General features: G+C 61.1%; 1 protein-coding gene. It reads right to left on the bottom strand.

From position 1 onward, the window contains the following. Positions 1 to 823: M16 family metallopeptidase (locus BZK31_RS28795; protein WP_167378140.1), on the bottom strand; the 823-nt coding region annotated here is incomplete at both ends.

Here is an 823-nt window from a genome sequence, read left to right as displayed (position 1 = left end):
GCGGTTTCCAGGCTCACGGCGTTGATGCGCTTGGCCGGGTCGACGAAGCGCCCGTCCTCATAATCATTGATCGCGCCCCAGTAGTAATCGGCCAGCGCGCTGTTGCCCTGAACCGCCCAGACCTGTTTGGCGACGGCCGCGCTCTTCAGGCGCGCGAAGGTGTCGGGCTGCATGCCGTCCTTTTGCAGGCGTTCGACCAGAGCGAGGATTTCACGCTCTGCCTCATCGGCGTCTTCACGTTCGACATCGGCATTCAGGCTTAGAAAACCGACATCGCCGAACACTTCCCGCTCGGCTGAGGGGCCGTACGACAGGCCGTGTTTAAGGCGCAGTTCGGTGTAGAGCGACCAGTCCAGATAGGCCTTGACCAGATCCCAGGTTTCATCGTGCTGATCGTCCAGCTCCGGTTCGGTGTAAATCAGATGCAGCTTGGTGTTTGCCCCCAGACCGCCGCGCTCCAGCTCACGCCGGGGGTCGGCGGTGCCGTTGCTTTCGGCCAGAGGCGGATGATCGATGGGATCGGTCGGGGCCAGTTTGCCGTAGGTACGTTCGAGGTAGGCCGGCAACAGCTTGTCCAGATCGCCGACGACGATCAGTGTCATGTTGTTGGGGGCATACCAACTGGCGAAAATGTCTTCGATGTGTTCCAGGGTGATGCCGTCCACTTCCGGACGTTCAGCGCATTTAAGCCCCAGTTCTATCGCCAGTTGACTGCTGGCGCTGTGGCTGGAATCACGCCGGTCGAGCAGACGCTGCAAATGCGAGAAATGTCCGCCGTCCTCATGCTCGACGATGCGTTTCACGGTGTCGAGGCGGGCCTGGG

It is taken from the genome of Pseudomonas floridensis (assembly GCF_002087235.1).
GTDB classification, from domain to species: Bacteria; Pseudomonadota; Gammaproteobacteria; order Pseudomonadales; family Pseudomonadaceae; genus Aquipseudomonas; species Aquipseudomonas floridensis.
Note: the sequence above shows the minus strand (reverse complement) of the source record. Positions and strands in the feature narration are given on the sequence as shown.